We start from the raw sequence: 22,498 nt of genomic DNA on the forward strand, positions 1-22,498 counted from the left end.
AGTAGCTCTCAAAGCGGAGGTTCTTCTCCATCATCTAGATCAGGTACAGGTGATAGGGAAACTAGGAACACAAGGGTCAAGTGAAGGATCAAACCAAGACGATAAGATCATGATTCCGTACTTGACCTTGACCAATCAATTAACGGGAAATCAAAATCCTAGTATGATTTATGCCTCTGAATGTCCATAAAGACTGGTGCTTAACTAGCACCAGTCTTTATTTATCTCGATCAGATCGTGGGTTATTTCATTATATTGATGGATTCTGGAGGCATCCTTAATTAGGTGTCCAACTTCCAATTGGAGAAAATCAAAACAATAGACAAGATCAAGCAAATCGCTGCAGGGATGATCGTAACAATAGGTTGATCTGCTCGGAAAATATGGGCATGAATTGCACCTAGCATAAGGATGATGAGCAATACTCCTGAGCCAATAGTTAAGTATCGATTCCAAATTCCACCAATCATTGCTATTGCTCCGATAATTTCAATAAATCCAATTACCGACATAAACCACATTGGATATTGGTAGTGTTGCCAATGTTCCACTTGAAAAGGTATATGTAGGACTTTTATGAATCCCCCTACCAAGATAAAAAGGGATAGGATCACTTGCAGAACAGTGTAGATCAATGAATCTCACTCCTTATGAGAAATCTGCTTAGAATCTAATGTGAACATACCATGCATAAAAAGATTGACTACTTGTTCGGCTAGAATATCAGGACTTTTCGTACCAGGTAGCAAATATGAAACCGTAAGGCGCTCCATCATTCCGATAAGACACTCTGCTACGGTTGCCATCTCTAGATCAGGTCGAAAATATCCAGCTTGTTGTTCCACTTCCAAGTTTTCTTTTATCAAGCAGACTAATTCTTCTTTGATTTGTCCAGCCTCGGGGGCTAGAAAAAGCCCAATACGAGTTAAATCTGGATCTGTAATTAAAAAACGAAATACCGATTCTACCGCTAACAAAACTCGTTTGGAAACATCCTTTGGCTCGATTCCTGGCTCTAAACGAAGCATCTCTGTTAACTTTCGTAAGCCCGAGCGAAAGTTGTCTACTAATTCATTGAAAATGGCTTCTTTGCTGGAGAAGTACAGGTAGAAGGAAGGTTGTGTTAATTCAGCTTTCTTCACAATAGTGCTAATTTTTGTCTCATGAAAACCTCCATGAGCAAATTCTTTGGCAGCAGTTTCAAGTAATCTTTTTCGACTTTCTTGTCCTTTTCGTCCCTTCTCTCGTGACAATCAAATCAACTCCTAGAAAATACATATGAATAAAAAATAATACTCAAAAGTAACGTTACTCATGAGTATTATTCCAGAGGGACATCTTCTAGTCAAGCACAAATGAAATATTCAAGCATAAATTTTCTAATATTCTAGATGCACTGGATATTTTTAGTGAATGATAAATTTGCTCAGAAAAAAACCACCTATCTAACATTGGATAGGTGGTTTTTCCTAAATTAAAAGCCTCTTTCGTATTGTTTTGGGGCTATGTTTCGGGCATTACCAGCCACTTGTTCGATTGCATGTAGCGCCCAGTATGGATCATGAAGCATACCACGGCCGACTGCTACCAGATCAGCATCTCCATTACCAATTACTGACTCTGCTAAATGGGGATTATCCAAAATTCCTACCGCTATTACTGGAACTTGTAACTCTTCTTTTAATCGACGTGCAAAAGGAACTTGATAACCGGGATAATTACCTGGTTTGGTTTTTCCAGCCGGTCCCTCTCCACCAGATGATACATCAAACATATCGACACCCGCATCCAAGTAACGGCGACAGATCTCGATCATATGATCTTCCTCATATCCGCCGTCCATGTATTCTCTTACAGAGACTCGCATGATGATTGGCATTTCCTCAGGAACAACCTGTTTGATTGCTTGGATTACTTCTACTCCAAATAAGGAGAGATCCTTGCCATATTCGTCTGTCCGATTATTAATCATGGGGGAGTGAAACTGGTGGATAAGATAGCCATGAGCACCGTGAATCTCGATTGTATCGACACCTGCCTCAACAGCTCGTCGTGCTGCTTCTTGGAACTTCTTTACCATCTCTTTCACTTCTGCTGTGGTGAGGGCACGTGGGACTTTCCATTCCGGAGTTACGGGGATATTGGAAGGTCCAACTGGTTGAGCGGCATCTTCCGCTTTTCTTCCAGCATGTGCTATTTGAATCCCTACTTTTGCTCCATATTTATGTATTCCTTCTATTATATTGCGAAAAGCTGGGATATGATCATCAGACCAAATTCCCAGATCATAATCTGTTATACGGCCGTCTGGTTCCACATCGGTCATCTCGATCAGAATCAGACCCGATCCTCCTACTGCTCTAGAAACATAGTGAACCAGATGCCAGTCGTTGGGGATACCGTCTTTTGCTTCAACTGAGTACTGACACATTGGTGGCATAACGATTCGATTTTTTAGTTGTAAACTTTTTATCTGAAAAGATTCTGCTATCTTTGCCATTTTGTACTTTCATCCTTTTCTATTGGTTTATTGATTTACTTGACGGAACAGTGGTACGTTCCGTTCAATAGTAGTATTCCCGATTTATCTAACATCTGCTTACCTAAGATTTCTATTCCCATTGACTTCGTTCTACAAACTTCTTTGGGAAATAGCTTATTTCCCGGGAAATCACTCTAATTAGACAAAAATTAACGATGATAATTAAAATTTTGATAGATCATGTCGCATAATGAACATAAAGCCAGAGGTTTTCCCCTTTTGAGATGCGACTATGAGCGGTAGGGAGTCGAAGTAGATCCATCAGGACAGGTAGGACAAGCAGAAGCGGGAAAACCGGCGCCGCGCCTATTTCTTACTTTGATTTATGTAAACAAGCTATATGATAGAAAAACATTTTATTAAAAAAACGAAATTTGGGCAAAAATCGTGTATCATATGTAAAGGAACAAACCTTGGTTTGGTCTTTGGTATATTATGCGATGTGAGAGCTGTTGGTTTTTGCCGACTCGCTCTCTTTTTTTATGGTAAGAAAGGAAATAAGAAATTTTTATGGAAAAATTAGGAAATAAATTCGTTTGTTAGAAAGGCGATTTCCATGAAGATGGACCCAAAATGGCTCCTCATTTCTTTTCTTACGATGAGCTTTGCTACTTTTTATACTGAGGAGCTACCAGCGTTTAACCATGAAGTTTCTCAACAAAACATTTATCTTTTTCCCTATGCGAAAAAAATAGGTACGAGCATTCAATACACACAAGCTGTCAACCAAGTTCAGATCGAGATGGAGTTGTCACGATATCCCAAAAAGGAAGGTATTATCTGGATAAAAGTCTCTCAGCAGGATAGAGATGAAAGCATCCAACGTTTTTTCACTGTTCAGGGAGGGCGCTTTTCGCAAGCTATAGATTTACCATTTGGGGAGGGTCTCTATGAAATAGAAGTTTTTGCTTCCAATTCGACTACCTCCTATTATCCCCTTGCGAAATGGACGATCTCGCATTCTGGGAAACGTGGTCTTCCGATTCAGACAGGCCTAACAGCTATTCGTGAAGGGCTGAGTTGGGAAGTTCCTACTATGAATCAGATGAATGAATCGACATTTCCTATCAAGATAAAGGTTGCGAATCCAACTCTATCTAGCATCTTGCTTCAAGTTCAAAAAGGATCGCAAATAGCGAAACGACTTCTCTACCTGAAAGGTGGCAGTCTCGAATTAGAAGTCCCCTATTTATTTGGAGCGGGAACCTATCAAATTCAGTTGCTCGCACCTACCGAGGCTGATTCAACTCGTTATGAAGAGATGATCCGATTTTCACCTCAGACGACAGCCGATTTTGTGGCCAATCCAATTCAGTTTTATCAACCAGCAGAAGAGATTGGGCTTGATATTTTACAGCCAACAGTAGGAGGGGAGGAGATCGGAGAAAAATTCTTAGTGGATGCGGTGATGCACCGCCCTGTGGATCTCCAGGCAACTCCTTTTCTCGTGTTAGAAGTGAGCAAAGGGAAAGATCGTTCCTATTCTTATCTCCCGATAAGAGAGAAAAAGGTATCTGAGCAGGCAATTTTGCGCTTTGGAGAGGGCAAATATACGATTCGTTTGTTGAAACCTGATTTGCTGATGACACCTACTAATCAACTCCACTTACTTCCACTTGCAGAGTGGATTATAGAAAGTAAGCAAAATCCAGACAAACGAGATCTGCTTCCGCAACAAGGCATAGAATCAGATCATGCCGAGATTATTAAACTAGCTACCATGATTACCAAACATGCAAAATCAAGCCGAGAAAAAGCGTATCGAATCTATGAGTACGTGGCAACTCATATTGCCTATGATATGCAAAAAGCATCTGCTCCCATCTTTGATTGGCGATCATCGGCGATTCAGACTCTTCAAGATCAAAAGGCTACTTGTCAGGGCTATACTTATTTGGCAGTTGCCTTGCTACGAGCTTCTCAGATTTCAGCTAGAGTCGTAGAAGGGACGGTAGTGGGAGTACCACATGCTTGGGGTGAAGTCTGGCTAGACGGGAAATGGGTTCCCTTCGATGCAACATGGGGAGCGGGATATCTCACTCAATCAGGTATTTTTCATGCTGATTATAAAAAAGAGTATTTTGATCCATCGGAGACATCCTTTCGAGACCATCAGAGACTACGAGTAGTTTATTAGGTCTCATTCTGGTACATTGAAGGAAACGATCCTAGTAGACATACAACAGCTGAAACGTGCGGAAGTTTCACTTGATCAAAAGGAGATATCGAGTTGTCAGAAGCAATATTTACCCATCAAGTAACCTCAGATGAGAATGGTAAGATGTTACAACAGGTCTTGCAGAATAAATTCCGTTTTTCCCGCAAAATGCTTCGTCGTCTCAAGTTAGGGAATCTTGTCACAGTAAATGGAGAAGTTCGTTATTTTTCTTCTCGAGTAGCAGAAGACGATCAGATTGTCATTCAAATGGAACCTGAGGAAGCAGAGTGGATTGAACCAGAAGAAATTCCGATTAATGTGATCCACGAGGATGAAGACTTGATCGTTCTGAATAAACAAGCTGGATTGGTAGTCCATCCAACGAAAGGTCACCCTACTGGTACGCTTGCCAATGGGTTGCTCTGGTATTGGCAACAAAAAGGGGAGAACCGTAAAATCCGACCCGTTACAAGGTTGGATAAAGATACATCCGGTATTATGGTACTTGCCAAACATGCTTATGCTCATGGATTTCTCGCACAACAAATGAAGAAAAAACGTTATGAACGATATTACTTAGCAGTGACAGATGGAACTCTTCCCCAAAAGGAAGGAATCATTGACTATCCGATCGGGCTACGAGAAGGGATGGGGATCCAGCGGGAGATTATTTCCGTTGAAGAGGGTGGAGATCATGCCATAACTCATTTTCGTGTCGAAGAGCAGTTTGCCCAAAATACATTGGTACGTCTGTGGTTAGAGACAGGGCGTACTCATCAGATTCGGGTCCATTTATTGGCAATGGGATATCCCATTATTGGCGATACCCTTTATAATCCGAATCCTCATCCACTAATGAATCGCCAAGCATTACATGCTACGAATCTAAAATTGCAACATCCACGTACAGGTCAGTGGGTTAGTTGGAGCGCACCATTACCAGCAGACTATGAATATTTGTTACGAGAATTACGAGGTAACAAGGAGGGAGTCTAGATGGAGCAACGCGTAGCTTGGGTAGTAGGTGGAGTAACAGGACTGGGTGTTCCCGTGATCAAGATGCTTGCCCAAGAGGGATATAGTATTGTTTCCAATTATCGCAAGAGCGACCAAGCTGCCCGAGAGCTAGAGCATGAGCTTTCTTTGCAGGGAGTAGAATCGCTCTTTTTACGTGGAGATGTAAGTCGTTATGAAGAAGTACAGCAGATGATCGTCCAAGTGATGGAGCACTTTGGACGAGTCGATGTATTGGTCTGTACAGCGGGTCCCTTTACCTTTCGTCCAGTAGCGACCATTGACCATTCCTATGATCATTGGCGTCAGATGCTCGATGGCAATCTCTCTAGTGTTTTTTGGCTAACTAGTGAATTAATACCTGGTATGCGCGAGCGGGCTTGGGGAAGAGTGATTACCTTTGGCTTTCGTCAAGTCGAGCAAGTACCAGCAAGTGTTGGATTTGGTCCGTATGCAGCAGCAAAGACAGGGCTTGTCTCTCTCACTCGTACATTGGCAGAAGAAGAGGCGAAACATGGGATCACAGTCAATATGATCTGTCCAGGAGACATCCGCCATCCATTCAAAGAAGGAACCATTCGCGAAGCAAAACAAGCAAGGGAGAAAAACAGTGTCCGGCCGGGATCGGGGGAGGATATTGCTCGTGTTGTACAATTTCTCGTCCATCCCAATTCTGACTATCTCTCTGGGATGATTATTCCAGTAACAGGTGGTTTCAGTCCTGTCTATTTTCCAGTAGAATAGAAAGGGATCTTATTGTAATATTGTTGTAATATTTTCACCGAATTAAACGTGACAAGATTTTTCTTTCCGTTATAATGTTTGCATGTGTCGATTCGTGCATTCTATGAATAAGAAAATATTTCTTCATTACAATGCACTAGATTTCATAGAATGTAGAGAGCAAGAAGAGAGCATTTGTCAAGTTGCGCTCCAACACTTTCTGCGATATGGTATGGAATGCACAAACGCGAAGCGCGGCGAAATGGTTCAAACGGATGTAAAAATAGGAGGTAATAGATCAGATGAATGATCGATTCAGAGGAAATGGGAGTGGTGGGAATGGTAGCCAATCCAATGGTGATAAAGCTACCTTCACACCACGAACTCGTAGTCAACGAGTAGGCCCATCTGGTAACCGTTCAAGTAGAGTTTCTCGATCAGGTACTCCGACTAGCCCTTGGAAACGATTTTTTAATAAAAAATGGTTTACAGTAGTCGGGATTACGATTCTGTTACTAATTTTAGGTGGGTGTAGTGCTCTATATGCTGCAATCTCATCAGATCAAATTGATATAGATAAAATTGATCAGATTGACTTCTCTTCTACGGTATATGGAGCGGACAAAAAAGAAGTTACCAAAATGGGTGCACTACGTGAAAAAATAACATACGAAGAATTATCAAAATACAATAAAGACCTGATATTGGCCGTTGTGAAAACAGAAGATGAGCGTTTCTATGAACATAATGGGATTGACTTCTATGGTCTGGGTCGGGCTCTAGTGAAAGACGTTATGTGTCTTTGTTTTAAAGAGGGTGGTAGTACCATTACCATGCAGGTTGCGGGTAATATCTTGCAAGAGGATCGTAGTCAAACGATTTCACGGAAATTAGCCGACTTTGCTGGAGCATGGGCGTTAGAAAGTAAAAAAACTAAAGAAGATATCATCATGGCTTATTTGAATTATATCCCTTATGGAAACAACGTACAGGGAGTTCGATTAGCCTCTAAAATTTATTTTGGGAAAGATCCTGCTACGACGAAATTAGAGCCACAAGAAATTGCGATGTTAGTCGGAATTCCAAACGGACCAAGTATCTTTAACCCTTACACAGGTAAAACTGAAAGGGCAAAAAAACGTCGTGATTGGGTTCTGCAGAAAATGTCAGAGACTGCTCAAGATTTACCGCAGATTATTACAGAAGCAGAAGCGAAGAAATTAATGGAAACACCTTTGGGTGCAGATAAAAAGTTTTTAACTCAATATAAACCAGATAGATCCAAATACAGTGCCTATATTGATGCAATGAAGGCAGAAGCGAAGACATACTATGAATTGTCTGCTGAGGATTTGGAAAATGGTGGGTACAAGATCTATACAGGGATGGACCAGAAAGCGCAAGATGCAATGTTGGAAACAATTAATGAAAACAACAAACTTCTTGGGGATAAAGATCGATTAATGGATGCTGCTGCGACGATGTTAGATGCCAAGACTGGTTTAGTGAAAGCAATTAGTAGTGGAAAACAATACAAAACTGGATTCTTACAGTATGGAACGTATCCAATTCAGCCGGGGTCTACTATTAAACCGCTAGCAGTTTATAGCCCGATTATGGAAAAGGATCCTAAAAACTTTCATCCGAATACCATTTATAATGATAAAAATGATAAATCTACTTATTCCTACAATCCGAATAACTACAATAAAAAAGAAGCTGGGCAAGTACTTCTCAGAGAGGCTTTGGGAAGATCGTTGAACTTGACACCAGCACATATTTTAGAGAAAAACATCGGAATAAAATACTCCGCTGAAAAAGTTCGAGAACTTGGGATCAAGTTAGAAAAGAACGATGAGAACTTATCTCCTCTATCTCTAGGTGGTTTCACAAAAGGGATTTCCACCAAAGATATGGTGCAAGCTTACTCTGTCTACCCGAATATGGGCAAAGTGAAAAAAGCTCATTTCATCATGGAAATCCGCGATAAAGCGGGTAACAAAGTCGAACCAAAAGTAGACTACAAGATGGATAAAGACGGTTTCCAGATTGATGAAGAGACAGAAAAAGCAAAACAAGTTTTTAAACCGCAAACAGCTTGGTGGTCTATTGAGATGATGCGAGATGTTTTCAAAAAGGACTACGGTACAGGTAAAAAATTTGATATATCAGGATTAGATCTAGCTGGGAAAACTGGTACCACACAGGAGTCCGCAGAAGGTTGGATGGTCGGATATACCTCTGATACTGTGTTGGCGGTCGCCGTATTTAATACCCGTGAAAATGGAAAAAGCGGGGACTTTGAAATAGGTGACGAAAAAGGTAAAATTTGGCGAGAGATTATGGTGGAATCCGGGATTAAGAGTAAAGACATGCAAAAACCAAGTGGTGTACAAGATCCACCAGCAGCTTTCAAAATAAACGACCTGAACCTTCAATTGAAACAAGAAGGGGAAAACGTAGTCGCTACTTGGAACAAACAAGATCCTACTCGGGTTCAATTTACACTAGAGCGTTCTACATCGAAAAGTGGTCCATGGGAGTCAGTTCCAACTAGTGGAAATAAAGCTGTAGACCCATTCCCATATCAGAATCTGGCCAACGACAGTGGAAATATCATCGACAATCTGTTTGGTAATGGGAATGGCAATGCCAAAAAGACTTATTACTACAAACTGACTGCGAAAGATACGCAAGCTACCACGGATCCAAATGACCCAACCGATAATGGTAGTATGTCAAAAGAGGTAATTGCGTCAATCGAGGTTAAGCTCAACTCGAATGGTGATGAAGATAATCAAAAAAATCCTGACTGCTCCAAAGAAGAGAACAAAGATCATCCACAATGTAAGGATGACGGCAATGGCGGTGGGGATGAAAAAAAATACTCGAGAGCTGATTGTACTAAGCTTGTGATTACTGCTGGAATTAGTGGAGATCAAAGGAGAACGTGTGAGAAAGACCCAAACAAGTTTTTTGAAGAGAATCCACAGTACAAAGAATACGTTTATGATACCAATCAACAGTCAACTTTACCGGCTACTCGGCGTAATCTAATTGCATAACCACATATGTTTATCCAAACTCCCTTTCATAATAGAAAGGGAGTTTTTCTTTTGCTTCTAACTTGTCCTGCACCATCATAGATTGAAGTAACAGGAGTAGGACAAGGGGAGATAAAGATGAAAAAGGTCTGGCTCGCCTGTCGGATCGGGTTTACATATGCAGGGACTATTGTAGGAGCGGGATTTGCTTCTGGACAGGAAATTCTTCAGTTTTTTACGTTATTTGGTTCATTTGGTTTTTGGGGGATTCTCCTTAGTACGTTTCTGTTTGCATGGCTTGGTCAACGCATATTGCAGTTTGGAGCGCGAACCAAAGCAAGCACTTATGAGGAACTAAACCGATATCTATTTGGAGAGAGAATTGGACGGCTGATCAATTTAGCTGTGGGAATTATGTTGTTTGGAGCCACCACTGCGATGATGTCAGGAGTTGGATCTCTATCTTCTGAACATCTGGGGATTTCTTTTCACTTAGGAGTCTTACTCACAACATTTCTTGCCTTCTTTGTGCTGATCCGTGGTATTGAAGGTATTATCTCCGTTAATTCCGTTGTAGTACCTCTTATGTTTGGCTTTATTCTGATGATTGGTTTTTATGCATGGCTGAATGGAGAATGGACGGTCATTATGCAAAAGGATGTGATCCAAACAGGGGGCTCGTGGATCACTTCAGCCATTTTATATGTAGCGTTTAATCTGGTAATGGCACAAGCCGTTCTTGTACCACTGGGAAGTGCGGTGGAGAAGGAAGAAATCTGCAAGTTAGGGGCCTGGATTGGTGCTGGTTTGTTAGGGATTATGTTACTTGCTGGAGACTATGCGTTACAAGTGAACTTAGAGCAAGTGATCAATAAAGAGATTCCTATGGCCTATCTTGTGTATCCATTTGGTTTTTGGATCAAGGCAGCTTTTCTCCTTTTAATGTGGTCTGAGATCTTTACTACCTTGATCAGTAATGTATTTGGACTGACTGCCAAGTTACAAGAGATCTCTACTATTCGCCCAGTCCATTGGATGATGATTATCTTTATTCTTGGCTATGCTTTTTCTCTAATTGGGTTCCCTACTTTGGTAAAAGTACTTTACCCTGCTTTTGGATACTGTGGTCTGTTATTGGTTGGGATGATGTTATTCCGTAATATTCCTACCAAATGAAATGGAACTTCGTAAGTCACTCAAAAGGAGTTCATAAGCATCAGGGTCTTGGAAATGCTCTTTCGTCCAAGCCTTCTCTATATAGGAGACTAGTTCTTCTGTTGAGGAGAAGAATTGTCCTGTTGTATCCGCATTGCGTACCCAGTAACGGTTGTTATCTTCATCCGAAACTACTTCACAAGGAATCCAACTCAGATGAGACATTAGTTCACGTTCCATGAGATCATCTCCGTAATGTCCATTGATTCAACTAACCATCAGAGTAGAACAAAGAGAAGATCTCTGCTGATGGAAGTTTTGCTTTACATTAGCCTGTCCGATGAACGCTATTTTTATGGTAGGGAGGTGAGAAAGAAGTGGAGTTTTTTCTGTTACTGATCTTGGTCTATCTAGTGGGGGCAATTCCATGGGAGAAGTGTCTTGGCTCTTCTTTTCGCAGAAACTTAATTCTTTGGGTGCTTCTATTCGACTTTTTCTCTGCTGCGATTGTAGTTCTTCTTATATGGTGGGGCTTTGGCTTTTTTGCAGCACATCTTGCGGCGATCTTGGTCGTATTGGGCCAGATGTTTTCGTGTTTTTGCAAATTTCGTGAGCGTAGTGCTTATGCTGTAGCAGCAGGAGCTCTGCTCATCTTAAGTCCCGTACTAATCTTGGCTGGTCTCTTATTTTATCTACTTAGTCTACTGGTGACGAGATATATTATCCTTTCCAACTTTTTAGCTACCATTGCTGTGATTATTCTCTCGTTTGTATTGGCGACTCATGTGACTGTGTGGTTTCTTATTATAGGACTCGGTGCGTTATTGCTATTTCGACAACAAAAAAACTGGCGAAAGCGTTGGAGGAGAAGGAAGATTTTCTAAAAGATCCCTTCTCCTCTATTGTTATGCGATCCGCCAGCTAATCTCATATCCTGCATGACTGCGAACTTGAAGTACGCCAGAGTCCAATATAAGATATTGCCCTTTTGTTCCGAGTATGGTTCCGGTGACGACCGGCTCTTTGGTTAGGTTATGCGAGACGATCTTGTCCGTTGAGACTTGCCCGGTATAGTGAAAATGTCGGGGCTCTTCGTCTAAAAGCAAATAGTTTTTTGCCCAATCCGGTACATAAGCAAAAGCTCGTTCACGCTCCCAGAGAAGATCGAGATCGTTTCCTTCGTTTTTGAGCATTTTCCGCCAATTGGTCTTGTCAGCAAAATTCTCAGAGAGATGATGCTCTATCATTCCAGCCAGTTTACGAGTAGGTACTTCTAAGATTGGGATCGCGGAGATCGCTCCCTGTGATAGCCAACGATTCATTTCTTGACCTTTTCTTGTAATCCCCACTTTTACCCCACTTGTCAGTGCTAGATAGACTATATGTGGCTGCATACAGTAACTCTCCCCAAAGGAGGGTTCTCGACAAGTTCCATGCTCAAAATGACAACGCTCTGGTCGCACGAAGCAAATATCGTTGTTGGCAGTAGTCGTAAAACAGGGGTAACAATATCCGCTTGCATAGGTCTTTCTTATATACTTTCCACAGGAGATACAGAACTTCCGACCGGTATGCGTAATCTGAACCTCTGCGCCAAGATAATCGTCTAAGCAGATTTCTTCTTTTTTGGTCTGTAAAAAGGAGCGAATGGGTTGCTCCATCTCATGACGGAGCGAGTGCAACAGATAGTTTTTGGTCAAGATAACTCCTCCGTTTCCTTCTATAGTGAACATGTCTATTGTACTGGAAAAAGGTTAATCTAGCGATGGAATTCCGCTAAGAACATGTAAAATATGGATGGGATAGTTAAATAGTTGTTACATTAGTATGAATAGTAAGTCGATAACCTTTTTTTCGATAGATTATTTCTTTATAATGCAGAGTATCGCTACCTACAACCAACCTTTACCCAGTGAGATCGATCCATCTTGGGTGATCTGACTGGGTAAAGGTTGGGGAATACTCAACCTTCCCAAATAACTTATTATTTGGAAGGGGAATGTATTATGTTAACAATGGATTGGAAGGACTCTTATTACAAAAAAATTACCACTGACACAGTAAAGAATATGGAGAGCAAAGAAGTACATCAATATTTTACGACAGTAATCGAGGCATTAGATACAGTTGAAAAATTAGAGCCAATCGCTTATATAGAATTAAAAAAAGCAAACCCAGCAGTTAATTTTGAACTGAATTTAGATATGATCTACTACAATATGGAACAACTTGTAATACAAGAAGTAGCTAACCTTGCTCAATATAAAGACCAGCAATTAATTGAAGAAGAAAAACAACCACTAGCCCTCTTAGTAAATGAAGCTGTCCACATGTTAAATAAAAAAGCTGGACTAGACCGAGAGGAATCAAGAAAAGTAAAACAATACTTTCAAAACATGATATACCGTTAATATCTCGTAGGCAGCAGGACGACCTTTTATAAAAGGATCGTTCTTTTATTTTGTCTTGATTATGAAAGTAGTTTAGAAAGCAGTGGGATTTAGAGTTCAAAAGTTTTGTAAATTTACAGACAGAATACTTCTTTTCTTTGCATCGCTTCTCTATAATAAATATGTGCTACCTACACCTAATCTTGTACCCAGTGAGGTCATCCATAAGGGTAATCTGACTGGGTACAAGGTTGGGGCAACTCAACCTTCCCAACATTATTAGAATATGGGAAGGAGAATGTACGATGAGCAAAAACAAAGGATTCAATGGATCAAGTAAGGATCAGAACAAAAAAGGACTACAACTTGTCCCAAGAGAGGTCATTTCCGAAGAAAACGTAGTCCAATTAACAAAAGCGAAATCCGCAATTTCAAATCTAGAGATTACACCAGAAAATACACTTGCTATCGATTTGTCTAAGGTCTATCAAACATTTACAGCATTGTTGTTAGACCTAAAACAAAAATGCAAGGAAGAAGAAATTCTCCTCGATGAGGATCTCTTCTATTATGAAAATCTAGTAGAAAATCTAATCACAGTTGGTCTCTATCGTATAAGAGGAATAGAAGATATAACATTAAAAAACAAAGAAAAAGAAAAATTTACGATTGCAGTTACTAATATTTATTTTCTCTTAACCCAAGCAGCTGGTACGATGTCATTTGACGCTAGACAAGAGTCCAAAGATTATCGCCAGCGAATCAATGAGTTTTAGTAGGCAGCAGAACGACCTTTTAATATAAAAGGGTCGTTCTTTTATTTTGTTTACATTTGGGATAGGAGGTTTTCAGTTATGAATTGATTCGATACGATATTTTTAACCGTTTATAGCCTAGGAAAACTGACAGGAACTAAAATTGATATCGAGAAGAGGGATGTTCTAATTTTTACTATTCTATTAGTAGAAGATGACCAAAATATAAACCGCTTACTTCAATCCCACCTCCAAAAGTATGGTTTTCAAGTGAGGGAGGTAACTAATTTTGAACAAGTACTTCAAACATTTCATAGAGTAAAACCTGATCTGGTATTGCTAGATGTTAACTTGCCAATGTATGACGGATTTTACTGGTGTCGTCAAATTCGCTCTTCTTCTAATTGCCCGATCCTGTTTCTCTCTGCTAGGGATGGCATGATGGATCAGGTTCTCGCATTGGAAAACGGGGCTGACGACTATATTACGAAGCCTTTTCATTATGAAATTGTAATTGCCAAGATTCGAAGCCAGTTAAGAAGAGCATATGGAAGCTATGCCGGTGAGCGTACGATTGAGCTACAAGGGCTTTTTCTTTATCCAGAACGGTTGCAGATCACGCTTGGTGACAAGAAAATAGAGCTAACTAGAAAAGAGAGTCAGCTGTTGGAGATGTTGATGGAACGACCTATGCGAGTAGTAAGTCGAGATCGTCTATTGGAAAAGTTGTGGGACGATCAAGTGTTTATTGAGGAAAACACGCTAAATGTACATATTGCACGAGTACGAAAAAAACTACAGGAGATCGGGATTTTGGAGGCGATTGAAACAGTGAGGGGTACAGGTTATCGAATGAAAGTTACGTGGGAAGATCCAATATGAAATTATTTTTACGAGAGCAAATTCCGCTTTTCGTGATGTTTCTCATCCAAATGCTCCTTATTCCCACACTATATTATGTAAACGGAGACCATGATCTGGACATATATGTCTATTCTCTTATCCTAAGTAGTCTTTTGTTGCTAGTTTATCTAGGGTTTCGCTATTTCACCTTACGGAACTTGTATCAACATTTGTCCCAGCCACTGGCTACATTAGATCAATCCATTCAAAAGACAGGCTATGCACCACTTGCAGAAGCGGTAGATGACGTTTTGCATTCTCAATATTATCTTTACCAAACAGAGATACACCAAATTAAAAAAAAATTAGAGGATCATGTGATCTTTCTTCATCAGTGGGTACACCAGATGAAAACACCTGTGTCTGTGATCCAAATGACGATGGAAGAAGAAGGAGATGCGGTTTTTGACCAAATCCAAGAAGAAGTGGATCGTCTCCAAAAAGGATTAGAATTGGTGATGTATACTTCACGATTAGAGCAGTTTCAACATGATTTTCAAGTGGAAAAAGTGATGTTAAAAAGACTTGCCCAAGAAGTCGTATCGGAACATAAACGCTTTTTTATTCGAAAAAAGCTTTTTCCTATAGTAGAGATGGAAGAAGAGACAGCCGTCTACACAGATGAAAAATGGCTCGCTTTTTTATTAGGACAACTAGTAATCAATGCCATTCGTTATACGACAGAGGCTGGTAGAAAAGTTTGGATAACAGGGCATTTACGAGAGAATCAGGTTGTCCTAGAAGTAAGAGATCAGGGAGTTGGTATCCCAACCCAAGATCGAAAAAGGGTTTGGGAGCCATATTATACGGGGCAAAATGGCAGGCGATTTTCTGAATCAACAGGTATGGGACTCTATCTTGTATCAAAAGTATGTAGGCAATTGGGGCATCGAGTAGAGTTGGAATCCACTGTTGGCGAAGGAACGATGGTACGAATTCTCTTTTCGGGTAAATAGCCAACCTTAACGAGATGTAAGGTTGGCTTCATGTAATCTGATAGTAAGGATAGGTCAGCTCCAGTAGAGTAGCAATATAAGCCCTACACTAAATTATTGAAGCGAAGAGATTCTGGACCTTCAGATGGAAAGAAAGGGAGTAATGAAAATGGAAGTGCTACGGATTAAGGAGCTGAACAAAGTTTATCCCGGAAAGGTAACGACCCAAGCGCTAAAAGATATTAATTTTACAGTGGAGCAAGGAGAGTTTGTTGGAATTATGGGGGCATCAGGTAGTGGAAAAACTACTCTGCTAAATATGGTAGCAACCATCGACTCACCTAGCTCAGGAGAAGTTTTTTTGAAAGGAGAGAACCCTTATACCTTAAAGAAAGAGAAACTTGCTGAATTTCGTCGCCGGCAGCTAGGTTTTGTTTTTCAAGATTTTAACCTATTAGATACACTTACCATAGCGGAGAACATCGTGTTACCACTCACTTTGGACAAGAAAAGTGTAAACGAAATGAACCAAAAGTGTCTGGAGGTAGCAAAAAAACTAGGGATTGAACCAATTCTGGACAAGCGGACCTTTGAAATATCAGGAGGACAACGTCAACGTGCAGCAGTCGCTCGTGCTATTATTCATTCTCCTGCTTTGCTTTTGGCAGATGAACCAACAGGGGCACTTGACTCCAAAACGTCTCGTGATGTGATGGAAATGATGGAGAAGATTAATAAAGAAGACGAGACAACGATGTTACTCGTGACACATGACCCGCTAGCCGCGAGTTACTGCGATCGTATCCTCTTTATCCAAGATGGAACGTTATATCGTGAAATTCATCGTGGTACTAGTCGCCAAGTTTTTTTCCAAGAGATCATCGATATGCTCTCGTTTTTGGGAGGGAATGCGCATGAGCTTTCGAAAGTTCGCGTTTAATAACGTTCGACGTAACGCTTCTGCCTACAGTGCTTATTTTTTGAGTAGTACCTTTGCGGTGATGATCTTTTTTACCTATGCAATGTTTATCTTTCATCCTGAAATTGGACGGTCTCAAATGGGATTGCTGACCAAAAATTCGATGGAATCTGCGGAGTATCTGATTTTCTTCTTCTCTTTCTTGTTTGTTCTATACTCTAATAGTGCGTTTCTCCATGCGAGAAAAAAGGAATTTGGTATTCTCACGATCTTAGGAGCTTCTCAGAAGCAAATAAATGGTCTTGTTTTCTTAGAGAGTATGTTCATTGGTATGGCTTCCATTCTATCCGGGGTTGGTCTGGGAACCATCTTGGCAAAGTTTTTCTTGACTTTGGGAGCCAAGGTGATCGAGATGCAAGAGCTTCCCCTGTATTTTCCTTGGAAAGCGATGGGGTTAACTGCATTAGCATTTGGTGTGCTTTTTCTGCTGATTGGGATTCTCACCTACTTTGCGTTACGGAAAAATCAGGTGTTAGAGATGCTACAAGGGTCCAATAAGCCAAAGAAAGAGCCTACTAGTTCGATCTTTTTCGTTATCTTGTCTCCTCTCCTTTTTCTAGGTGCGCTTTATATGATGGATCAACTGGAACTGTCTATGCGCAATATTGCGATCTTTCTCGCACTAGGGATTTTGGGGACTTATTTTTTCTATACACAATTCACTCTTTTTGTTGTACAGAAGCTAAAACAGAATCGCTTCTTTTTCTGGAGAGGGATCAACCTGATCTGGATTTCCGAACTTGCTTTTAAAATCAAAGATAATGCACGGATGTTTTTTATGGTGACGATCATTATGGCGGCTGCTTGTACTACGGTTGGGGTTGTCATCACATATAGTAGTCAGTATGATCAACAATACAAGACGAATCCGTTTGCCTTTGGTCTCGTAATGGACGAAGATCCCCAGACAACAGAACAACACATCTTTTTAGAGAAAAAATTACAACAAAATCGAATTGATTTTACAAAGGTAGAAATTCCATTTTTCTTGATTCCACACAGACAAGATAATTATGTGCCTCTAATCAAGGAATCAGAATATAATCGAATAGCAAATTTATTGAAAGGAAAGAGCTTCAAACTAGTATCAAAGGAAACGATTCTGCTAGTTTCAGGGACGCTCGAGGAAAAAGAACGATCTAAGCTATTTAGTCAGAAAGAGATCTCGATCAAAGGTGAATCACTTCAAGTATTGGAACAGCTAGATCAGTCTTTTATTCAGTATGGATATATGGTTTTAGTTTCGGATAAGTACTATGAAAAGCTAAAACAAAAGGTAGGAGAAGAAGGTGTGGAAGACTCGGTAGTTTCATATTATATACCGAGTTGGAATGGCAAAGGACTCCCTACTAATCAATCAGAGGAAGTTCAGTTTGGTAAGAGCTTGGTAGAAGAGTGGGAGCAAAAGGGACAAGCAGAGGGAATTCCATTTAGAATGGATATACGAGGTACCACTTATATTTATAGTAAAGAACGCCTCAACCTCACTAGCTTTATTGGAACGTTTATTGCAGCGGTCTTCTCTATCTTTACGGCTAGCTTTCTCTATTTTAAACTTTTTATCGATCTGACCCGAGACCAGCAGATGTATCATTCTCTCTCCAAAATTGGTTTAAGTTTGGAACAAATGAAGCGTTCTGCCTCCAGACAGATTGCGTTCCTTTTCTTTATTCCACTTGTAATAGCTGCTTTTCAAACCTGGATCGGTTTATCTTTATTAGAAGATCAGATCAATAAAGGAGATACCTTTTATCCAGTCTTGATTGCGATCGGTTTGTTTGCAGTAGCGCAAGTTGTTTATTTCTTAGTAGTTCGGGCTCGATTCATTAACTTACTAAAACGGGTGATGGTATAATAGAAAAAGAAATCCCCTCTTCCGATCACCAGATTGGAAAGGGGATTTTGCTTATTTTATGGTTGGGAGATGCTCTTGGTAAAACTCCACAGTATACCCAATCGCCTCTTCTAACATAGGACTTATCGTAATAAGGGGATGACTGCTACCAAAAGTATGATCGCCACTTATAATGAGCTGTAGATCAGAATGAGGAGCGATGCGATCCAATCGTTTGGCACCTTCCACAATTCGTTCTTTATCTGCAGTTCCTACGACTGCAAGTACTGGACGGCTATCTAATGCAAATCGATTGAGAAAGGCAAAACGATCTTGGTTGGCTTGGATATCCTCTATCACTTCTTTGGTAACAGGGAGTTGTTGCTTCGTACGAACGTTCTCGATATAGGCGACTCCTTTTTCCATTATCTCCTGGATGGTCTTTTCTTCCCAAAAGAGCACTTCGGCAACACTATTCCAGACGACCGCACAATTAATAGACGGATCATCTAATGTATAAATAAGAGCATTGGCTCCTCCTCGACTATGACCGAAGAGACCTACTTTGGTAACATCGCAAAGTTCCGCATATGGTAGATCACCATCTCGTAGAGCTTTTAGAACCGTAGCGATATCTTCTTGTTCACGTGAGAAAGTGTTGCGACCAAATTTGTCTAGATTGGTTACCTCTTCATCTGCTTGATCGTATTCGACGCCATTCATTGAGAAGTTAAAGCTGATTACTACATAGCCTTCTTTTGCAAGTCTTTTGGCCAAAGTAGGGAAGAATCCCCAGCTTTTAAATGCCTTAAATCCATGTAGGAGCAGGATGACGGGAGCTTTTCCTTGTGGTTTAGTCGGAGCTAAGATATCTCCTGTGATTATCCGATTGTCTTTCCCAAGTTCCAAGCGAAACACTTGTTTCACTTACGATCCCTCCTGTTAGTCGAATTGTATAGGCTTTCACTCTACTATATAATGAAAAGGAACGAAATGAGTTAGAAAAGGGTCTTTTTTGGAGAAGTGTATTCTAGTATTCTCTAAAAAGCGAAGAGGGAAGCCGGTGTAACTCCGGCGCGGTCCCGCCACTGTAAATGGGGAGGACGATGTGATAGACCACTGTCCGCTTGGATGGGAAGGTACATCATTCCTATGAACCATGAGCCAGGAGACCTGCCTTTTTCTGATCAGCCGTTCTCCTTCGAGGAAAAGGAGTGGCGCGCACAAGAGTTGGTACATACAGCACTTGGCATGCCTCCTACCTTGGTACCTCGAATAGGTGTCAAGGTTTTTTGCTGTGAAATGAAATTAGAGGAGGAACCAACCAGATGAAAATCCGTTCTCTTTGGATTAGTATGATGATGGTGCTTTTGGTTGTGATGGGTGTAGCTTGTCAGCCAGCTGCTGAGCAAGATAAAAGTTGGTCCACACCAAGAAAGCCAGATTCGATTAATTATCCTATTTCCGTCGTCGATCAATCTGGACAAAAACTGACGATAGAGAAAGAACCACAGCGGATTGTTTCGCTGATTCCAAGTAATACGGAGCTTGCCTATGCGCTTCAATTAGATCAAAAGATGGTAGGCGTAACTGCTAACGACGATTATCCAGAACAAGTGAAGAGTCTACCTAAAGTAGGAGATCTGAATATTAATATCGAGCAGGTGATGGCTCAAAAACCGGATCTCGTGCTCGCTTCTCCATTAAATGGGAAAGAGACCATTACCAAACTCCAACAACTGGGAGTTCCCGTATTGGTGCTAAATGCAGAGAGTTTAAAAGAGGTATATGCATCCATTAATATCTTATCTCAAGTAACCAACCGAACTTATATAGCAGATCAAGTAGTAGCCAATATGCAGGCGAAGTTACGAAATGTTGCTGCGTTATTAACTCAAGTTCCACAAGAAAAACGGTTAAAAGTATGGATGGACGATTCATCGTTTTATACACCAGGTTCTGGAACACTCCAAAATGAATTAATAGAACTTGCAGGCGGAAAAAACGTGGCAGCTTCTCAAAAAGGGTGGGTTCAAGTATCAGCAGAGCAAGTGATTGGTTGGAACCCAGATGCGATACTCTTCACATATGGAGATCCTAAATCAGTAGAAAGTCGTCCGGGATGGAATCAGATCAAAGCCGTACAGCAAAAGAAGTATATTACAGTGGACGCTAACTTGATCAGTCGGCCTGGACCTCGGGTTATAGATGGAGTGGAACAGATGGCGAAACAACTATATCCGGAGCTCTTCCGATGAGTCGGCAAAAGCTTTTATTATGGAGCGGAGGAGTTATCCTCTGCTTTTTCTTTGTTTTTTTCCTTTCGATGATGATCGGGAGTGAATTTTACTCAGCTCAACTAGTAGGACAAGTAATTCTCCATCATCTAGGATTTCCTATATCGGAGCCAAACTTCTTAGCAGATGTGATTCTTTGGAAGTTGCGATTTCCTCGTATTGTCTTTGCTGGGGTAGTAGGAGCTGCACTGGCTATTGCGGGTACTATGTATCAAGGACTACTACGTAATCCACTCGCTGATCCTTACATTCTTGGTGTTTCCTCGGGTGCTTCTGTAGGAGCAGTGCTTGCTATTTTGATGGGTTTAGCTACATGGGCTGTTGTCGGAGCCTCTTTTGCAGCTGCTTTAATAGCACTTTTGATGGTGTTACTCATTGCTGGAAAACGACTAAATACCCACACGCTAATCCTTTCAGGGGTAGTTGTGCATGCTTTTTTTGGTGCAATTCTTACCTATGCCATTTCGCAATCAGATGAGGAATTACCGAGAATTCAGTTTTGGCTAATGGGGAGTTTTACTTTACGAGATTGGAATGATGTGTGGATCCTGACTCCTGTGTTACTTCTTGCTAGTGGGATCGCTTGGTCCCTTAGTCGTGAGCTCAATCTCTTTTCGCTTGGTGAACGCACTGCAGCTAATGTCGGTGTCTCTGTGAGACGTATTCGTCTCATTTTGCTTCTGACTGCCTCCCTTTTGACAGCTGTTTCGGTTGCTGTATCGGGTATGATTGGCTTTGTAGGACTCGTAATCCCTCATGTGCTTCGTTTAATCATAGGAGCAGATCACAGGAGACTATTACCTTTAGCAGCGATAGCAGGAGCGATTTTTTTGATTGGAGCCGATACGATTGCTCGTTCAGTCCTGTCTCCACGAGAGTTACCGATTGGAGTGGTAACCGCTTTTCTCGGTGCACCATTTTTTGCCTTTCTTCTACGCCAAAATCGGAATCTGGATTAAAAAGGATGAGTCATCATGCTAGAAGCTCATAACGTTACCTATCTTCATTCAACAGGGGCAGGAGTTCGAGAAATAGATTTTGTTGCCAGAGTAGGGCAGACAGTGGGAATTATAGGCCCTAATGGTTCAGGAAAAAGTACTCTACTTCGCTTATTACATCAAGAATTACGACCACAATCCGGAGAGGTTTTGCTAGATAGCAAGCCGTTGTCACAACTTACAAGTAAAGAACGGGCAGTTCAGATTGCAGTCCTCACACAAGAGGGACTAACCGAATTAGGTTTTTCTACAGAGGATCTCGTTAAGATGGGGAGATATCCACATCAGAGTCGGTGGTCTTTGTGGGAGGAGAAAGATCAACAAGTGGTAAATCTCTCTATGGAAGCCACCGATACGACCCATTTTCGCGATCGATGGCTCCATTCCATGAGTGGGGGAGAGAGACAGCGAGTAGCCATCGCCAAATCCTATGCCCAAGAACCTGCCTATCTCCTATTAGATGAACCTACCACTTACCTCGATTTACGTTATCAGTGGCGACTGTTGCGTATGTTACAAGATTGGAAAGAGCGGCATCAAAAAACGCTGATTCTTGTGCTGCACGATATGAATCTAGCAGCTCTCTTTTGTGATCAAATCTATCTGCTTCAAGCTGGAAGGTTAGTGGCAGTTGGAACCCCTACAGAAGTGCTGACCCAGTCTGTATTAGAACAAGTCTATGAGACCCGTTTGGAAGTGATTGACCATCCTACGTATCATGTACCACAAATATTATACGGAGAGTAACAAAGTGGAGAGGGGAATGGTTAA

General features: G+C 41.0%; 22 protein-coding genes and 1 riboswitch. Of the genes, 16 read left to right on the forward strand and 6 right to left on the reverse strand.

Annotated features, from left to right (window positions below; genetic code table 11):
• Positions 1 to 281 precede the first annotated feature (281 nt).
• The 3 genes from VJ09_RS12430 to VJ09_RS12440 form a co-directional block, all read right to left on the reverse strand.
• A complete protein-coding gene (locus VJ09_RS12430; RefSeq protein ID WP_147635544.1) occupies positions 282 to 632 on the reverse strand; it encodes a DoxX family protein in 351 nt (116 codons plus the stop codon).
• Between the two features lie 9 nt (positions 633 to 641).
• Entirely contained in the window at positions 642 to 1,253 is a 612-nt protein-coding gene (locus VJ09_RS12435) for a TetR/AcrR family transcriptional regulator (RefSeq protein ID WP_044642029.1), read from the reverse strand.
• Positions 1,254 to 1,474: 221 nt separating this feature from the next.
• A complete protein-coding gene (locus VJ09_RS12440; RefSeq protein ID WP_044642030.1) occupies positions 1,475 to 2,500 on the reverse strand; it encodes an NADH:flavin oxidoreductase/NADH oxidase in 1,026 nt (341 codons plus the stop codon).
• Between the two features lie 598 nt (positions 2,501 to 3,098).
• On the opposite strand from VJ09_RS12440, the gene VJ09_RS12445 reads away from it, so the two are divergent.
• The 5 genes from VJ09_RS12445 to VJ09_RS12470 all read left to right on the forward strand — a co-directional run bounded on the left by VJ09_RS12445 (position 3,099) and on the right by VJ09_RS12470 (position 10,657).
• The gene (locus tag VJ09_RS12445; protein ID WP_044642031.1) at positions 3,099 to 4,679 is read left to right on the forward strand and encodes a transglutaminase domain-containing protein; all 1,581 of its coding nucleotides are present in this window, start codon (positions 3,099 to 3,101) and stop codon (positions 4,677 to 4,679) included.
• A gap of 93 nt (positions 4,680 to 4,772) precedes the next feature.
• The gene (locus VJ09_RS12450) at positions 4,773 to 5,696 is read left to right on the forward strand and encodes an RluA family pseudouridine synthase (protein WP_052807382.1); all 924 of its coding nucleotides are present in this window, start codon (positions 4,773 to 4,775) and stop codon (positions 5,694 to 5,696) included.
• The gene (locus VJ09_RS12455) at positions 5,697 to 6,458 is read left to right on the forward strand and encodes an SDR family oxidoreductase (protein WP_044642032.1); all 762 of its coding nucleotides are present in this window, start codon (positions 5,697 to 5,699) and stop codon (positions 6,456 to 6,458) included.
• A 281-nt stretch (positions 6,459 to 6,739) separates the two neighbouring features.
• The gene (locus tag VJ09_RS12465) at positions 6,740 to 9,502 is read left to right on the forward strand and encodes a transglycosylase domain-containing protein (protein WP_044642034.1); all 2,763 of its coding nucleotides are present in this window, start codon (positions 6,740 to 6,742) and stop codon (positions 9,500 to 9,502) included.
• Positions 9,503 to 9,619: 117 nt separating this feature from the next.
• Positions 9,620 to 10,657 (forward strand): YkvI family membrane protein, encoded by a 1,038-nt coding sequence (locus tag VJ09_RS12470; RefSeq protein ID WP_044642035.1) that lies wholly within the window; start codon positions 9,620 to 9,622, stop codon positions 10,655 to 10,657.
• Here VJ09_RS12470 and VJ09_RS12475 read toward each other — a convergent pair.
• Complete coding sequence (locus tag VJ09_RS12475; RefSeq protein ID WP_044642036.1) at positions 10,631 to 10,876, reverse strand: hypothetical protein; 246 nt, start codon at positions 10,874 to 10,876, stop codon at positions 10,631 to 10,633. The two genes, VJ09_RS12470 and VJ09_RS12475, sit on opposite strands and share 27 nt — an antisense overlap.
• A gap of 137 nt (positions 10,877 to 11,013) precedes the next feature.
• Between VJ09_RS12475 and VJ09_RS12480 the strand changes: the two genes are divergently transcribed.
• Complete coding sequence (locus VJ09_RS12480) at positions 11,014 to 11,520, forward strand: glycerol-3-phosphate acyltransferase (protein WP_044642037.1); 507 nt, start codon at positions 11,014 to 11,016, stop codon at positions 11,518 to 11,520.
• Between the two features lie 21 nt (positions 11,521 to 11,541).
• Here the strand turns inward: VJ09_RS12480 and VJ09_RS12485 are convergent, their stop codons facing one another.
• On the reverse strand, positions 11,542 to 12,336 hold the full coding sequence (locus VJ09_RS12485) for a DUF2797 domain-containing protein (RefSeq protein ID WP_230199152.1): 795 nt from the start codon (positions 12,334 to 12,336) through the stop codon (positions 11,542 to 11,544).
• Between the two features lie 306 nt (positions 12,337 to 12,642).
• Between VJ09_RS12485 and VJ09_RS12490 the strand changes: the two genes are divergently transcribed.
• From VJ09_RS12490 to VJ09_RS12515, 6 genes are all read left to right on the forward strand, one after another.
• The gene (locus tag VJ09_RS12490; RefSeq protein ID WP_044642039.1) at positions 12,643 to 13,047 is read left to right on the forward strand and encodes a hypothetical protein; all 405 of its coding nucleotides are present in this window, start codon (positions 12,643 to 12,645) and stop codon (positions 13,045 to 13,047) included.
• A gap of 284 nt (positions 13,048 to 13,331) precedes the next feature.
• Entirely contained in the window at positions 13,332 to 13,802 is a 471-nt protein-coding gene (locus VJ09_RS12495; RefSeq protein WP_044642040.1) for a hypothetical protein, read from the forward strand.
• 168 nt (positions 13,803 to 13,970) lie between these two features.
• A complete protein-coding gene (locus VJ09_RS12500) occupies positions 13,971 to 14,663 on the forward strand; it encodes a response regulator transcription factor (RefSeq protein ID WP_044642041.1) in 693 nt (230 codons plus the stop codon).
• Entirely contained in the window at positions 14,660 to 15,640 is a 981-nt protein-coding gene (locus tag VJ09_RS12505) for a sensor histidine kinase (RefSeq protein ID WP_044642042.1), read from the forward strand. Before VJ09_RS12500 ends, VJ09_RS12505 begins: the two co-directional genes overlap by 4 nt.
• A gap of 148 nt (positions 15,641 to 15,788) precedes the next feature.
• Positions 15,789 to 16,559, forward strand: coding sequence for an ABC transporter ATP-binding protein (locus VJ09_RS12510; protein ID WP_044642043.1), 771 nt, complete (start codon positions 15,789 to 15,791; stop codon positions 16,557 to 16,559).
• The gene (locus VJ09_RS12515) at positions 16,534 to 18,453 is read left to right on the forward strand and encodes an ABC transporter permease (RefSeq protein ID WP_044642044.1); all 1,920 of its coding nucleotides are present in this window, start codon (positions 16,534 to 16,536) and stop codon (positions 18,451 to 18,453) included. The genes VJ09_RS12510 and VJ09_RS12515 overlap by 26 nt, the downstream gene beginning before the upstream one ends.
• A gap of 51 nt (positions 18,454 to 18,504) precedes the next feature.
• Here the strand turns inward: VJ09_RS12515 and VJ09_RS12520 are convergent, their stop codons facing one another.
• Positions 18,505 to 19,359 carry an alpha/beta hydrolase family protein gene (locus VJ09_RS12520; protein ID WP_044642045.1) on the reverse strand — a complete coding sequence of 285 codons (855 nt, stop codon included), beginning with the start codon at positions 19,357 to 19,359 and terminating at the stop codon, positions 18,505 to 18,507.
• 62 nt (positions 19,360 to 19,421) lie between these two features.
• Positions 19,422 to 19,627: riboswitch (cobalamin riboswitch) on the forward strand.
• On the opposite strand from VJ09_RS12520, the gene VJ09_RS18720 reads away from it, so the two are divergent.
• The 4 genes from VJ09_RS18720 to VJ09_RS12540 all read left to right on the forward strand — a co-directional run bounded on the left by VJ09_RS18720 (position 19,585) and on the right by VJ09_RS12540 (position 22,474).
• Positions 19,585 to 19,764 (forward strand): hypothetical protein, encoded by a 180-nt coding sequence (locus VJ09_RS18720; RefSeq protein ID WP_187118712.1) that lies wholly within the window; start codon positions 19,585 to 19,587, stop codon positions 19,762 to 19,764. Its footprint overlaps the riboswitch before it by 43 nt.
• A complete protein-coding gene (locus tag VJ09_RS12530) occupies positions 19,761 to 20,690 on the forward strand; it encodes an ABC transporter substrate-binding protein (protein ID WP_044642047.1) in 930 nt (309 codons plus the stop codon). Before VJ09_RS18720 ends, VJ09_RS12530 begins: the two co-directional genes overlap by 4 nt.
• Positions 20,687 to 21,688 (forward strand): FecCD family ABC transporter permease, encoded by a 1,002-nt coding sequence (locus tag VJ09_RS12535; RefSeq protein WP_044642048.1) that lies wholly within the window; start codon positions 20,687 to 20,689, stop codon positions 21,686 to 21,688. Before VJ09_RS12530 ends, VJ09_RS12535 begins: the two co-directional genes overlap by 4 nt.
• A gap of 15 nt (positions 21,689 to 21,703) precedes the next feature.
• Positions 21,704 to 22,474, forward strand: coding sequence for an ABC transporter ATP-binding protein (locus tag VJ09_RS12540; RefSeq protein WP_044642049.1), 771 nt, complete (start codon positions 21,704 to 21,706; stop codon positions 22,472 to 22,474).
• Positions 22,475 to 22,498 lie beyond the last annotated feature (24 nt).

Source organism: Risungbinella massiliensis (assembly GCF_000942395.1).
Classification (GTDB): domain Bacteria; phylum Bacillota; class Bacilli; order Thermoactinomycetales; family Thermoactinomycetaceae; genus Risungbinella; species Risungbinella massiliensis.